Annotated in this window: 4 protein-coding genes; 1 reads left to right on the forward strand and 3 read right to left on the reverse strand. The window is 35.0% G+C overall.

From position 1 onward, the window contains the following. Positions 1 to 523 precede the first annotated feature (523 nt). Genes NI461_RS13880 through NI461_RS13890 form a run of 3 tightly spaced genes read right to left on the reverse strand, consistent with a single transcriptional unit; the run spans position 524 to position 1,517 of the window. Complete coding sequence (locus tag NI461_RS13880; protein WP_253157798.1) at positions 524 to 844, reverse strand: hypothetical protein; 321 nt, start codon at positions 842 to 844, stop codon at positions 524 to 526. Positions 845 to 898: 54 nt separating this feature from the next. Then, positions 899 to 1,213, reverse strand: coding sequence for a helix-turn-helix domain-containing protein (locus tag NI461_RS13885; RefSeq protein ID WP_180036204.1), 315 nt, complete (start codon positions 1,211 to 1,213; stop codon positions 899 to 901). Then, on the reverse strand, positions 1,194 to 1,517 hold the full coding sequence (locus tag NI461_RS13890; protein ID WP_000288001.1) for a hypothetical protein: 324 nt from the start codon (positions 1,515 to 1,517) through the stop codon (positions 1,194 to 1,196). The genes NI461_RS13885 and NI461_RS13890 overlap by 20 nt, the downstream gene beginning before the upstream one ends. Before the next feature lie 143 nt (positions 1,518 to 1,660). Between NI461_RS13890 and NI461_RS13895 the strand changes: the two genes are divergently transcribed. Beyond that, positions 1,661 to 1,966 (forward strand): hypothetical protein, encoded by a 306-nt coding sequence (locus NI461_RS13895; RefSeq protein WP_253153486.1) that lies wholly within the window; start codon positions 1,661 to 1,663, stop codon positions 1,964 to 1,966. Positions 1,967 to 2,086 lie beyond the last annotated feature (120 nt).

The raw sequence follows: 2,086 nt of genomic DNA on the forward strand, positions 1-2,086 counted from the left end.
AAGAAATTTAAATCCTGTGCTTGACTCTTGCAGTTAAAAACAGGACATTTTAAATGGTTTATCGCATAGACATTTTAATTGGTGAATAACAGTATTTTAGAATAGTATTATTTATCAATAACTTAAAAACCCACTATTGAGCACAAAATGCACAAAAATTAGCTTCTGCAACAAGTCGGTGAGTTTTTAAGCAACTTTGTAATATTTAGCCAATAAAATTGGTTAAAAACTACTCAATTTTTGCATTTTCGCCCAAGTAACAAGACTCTTGCATCTAAAATTATCCCCAATTTTTGTGGATAAAATTTAGGCTATTTTGTACGCCCTGGCTCACACCAATCTCGGCCCTTTGCTGCTATCCGCAATATTGGAAATTTCCTATGATGAAGCCATAGAAAACAGGATGTTCCAAATAACAAGAATAAGAAAGATCGCACCAGGATGTGAGGTAAGACAGGAGTCATACCTAGCAACCCAATATGAGAAACCCTGGCAGGATGCCGGGGTTTTTTATTACCTAAACTTAAAGTTGGTCAGTGGTAACTGACTTATCTGCGTTGATTAATTTAATCAGAATATTTTGTATATATTCTTCTACTTCCACGCCATGAGCTTTAATAACTTGTTCAGCCTTTTCAAGAACATCAGCATCTAACTCAAAATCGATTTCGGCTGATGTTGCCATAAGTGCATCATAGTTATTTTCAACCATCTTTTTGAACATTTCTTCTAAGTTGTTTCTCGATGATACCTTGAAAGATAGTCGTAAAGAGCTATTAATAATTTCAACATGAGTATATCCAATATATTCAGTCAATTTTCCTACAAATCCTAAATGCTTCATAATCATGCTCAAATATACTGAAAGGAAATAGCTCCCTACTAATAGCTATGTAAATTAAGCTAAACTTTCCTTTACAAACGTTGGATCAACAATAAATAACCTAATTAATGATGTTGCTGCACCAGAAGGTCTTCTCACACCTTGTTCCCAAGATTCTAATGTACGTTTGGAAACACCAAGGAGCTTAGCAAACTGTTCTTGTGTCAGCTGTGCCTTTCTACGTGCTAAAGCTACATCTGTTTCAGTAATTACTATTCTTTTTGCAGCATTATTTGCCAACATATCATCGATGCCTTGTAAGATTTCAGCTTCAATATCTCTTGTTGCTTCAAAGGCTTCTAGTTCTTTTTCAGTCATTAAACGAGTCATTTAATTTCTCCACCAATGCTTGAAGGGTTTTCTTACTAAGTTGTACCGTTTGCTTTTTACTGTACAAAGTTAATAACCAAATCTCTCCATTTGTTAAACGATTAAAGTAGATGACTCTGACACCACCACTTTTGCCTCGACCACCGCTAGTCCATCTGATCTTACGAATGCCACCCGAATTAGGTTCGACATCTCCGGCCTCAGGATTTAATGCCAAGAATGTTTTAAATTCCTCATATTCTTCCTGAGTCCAATAAACAAGACAGTATTTGGTAAATAAAGGGGTTTCACATATTGTATACATTGCTTGTGTTTATACTACCTTGTAGTAGTTTGTTTTATACTACTTTGTGGTACTTTTAAATATGAATGTGTAACTCGTAGGATGAAAGATGATGTATTATTTTGCAGAGGATCCCTTCTAGGTAATGTTACCTAGGAGGAAAAATGAAAAAACTGAAACATCATTACAAACAAGCAATACAGAGTAAGCGCCATAACTATTTTTGGGAAATCTATCCCAATGTCAGAAGTTCTGTATTTAAGAAATTTAGCACTCACCAAGAGCGTAGCTTTTATTTTCTGCATCGTATTGAATACAAGGACTATCCGCTTAAACTTCGTGTCGCACGTGGTACCGGTCTGCCTCATGATTGGGATGATTTACCAACTTATGTTTATGACGTTGCGAAAAGCTGGAAGCATAATTCCAAAAGAGCACATCAGTACTATAAAGAACATGAGCAAAAATAAAAAATGGGAGCTTTTAGCTCCCATTTTTTTGTTATTCACCAATTAAAATGTCTATGCGATAAACCATTTAAAATGTCCTGTTTTTAACTGCAAGAGTCAAGCACAGGATTTAAATTTCTT

Origin of the sequence: Acinetobacter sp. S4400-12 (assembly GCF_024129495.1) — a bacterium.
Lineage (GTDB): Bacteria > Pseudomonadota > Gammaproteobacteria > Pseudomonadales > Moraxellaceae > Acinetobacter > Acinetobacter lwoffii_C.

Coding starts and splice junctions, on each gene's coding strand:
- NI461_RS13895 (WP_253153486.1), top strand. CDS start 1,661: ATGAAAAAACTGAAACATCATTACAAACAAGCAATACAGAGTAAGCGC.
- NI461_RS13880 (WP_253157798.1), bottom strand. CDS start 844: ATGAAGCATTTAGGATTTGTAGGAAAATTGACTGAATATATTGGATAT.
- NI461_RS13890 (WP_000288001.1), bottom strand. CDS start 1,517: ATGTATACAATATGTGAAACCCCTTTATTTACCAAATACTGTCTTGTT.
- NI461_RS13885 (WP_180036204.1), bottom strand. CDS start 1,213: ATGACTCGTTTAATGACTGAAAAAGAACTAGAAGCCTTTGAAGCAACA.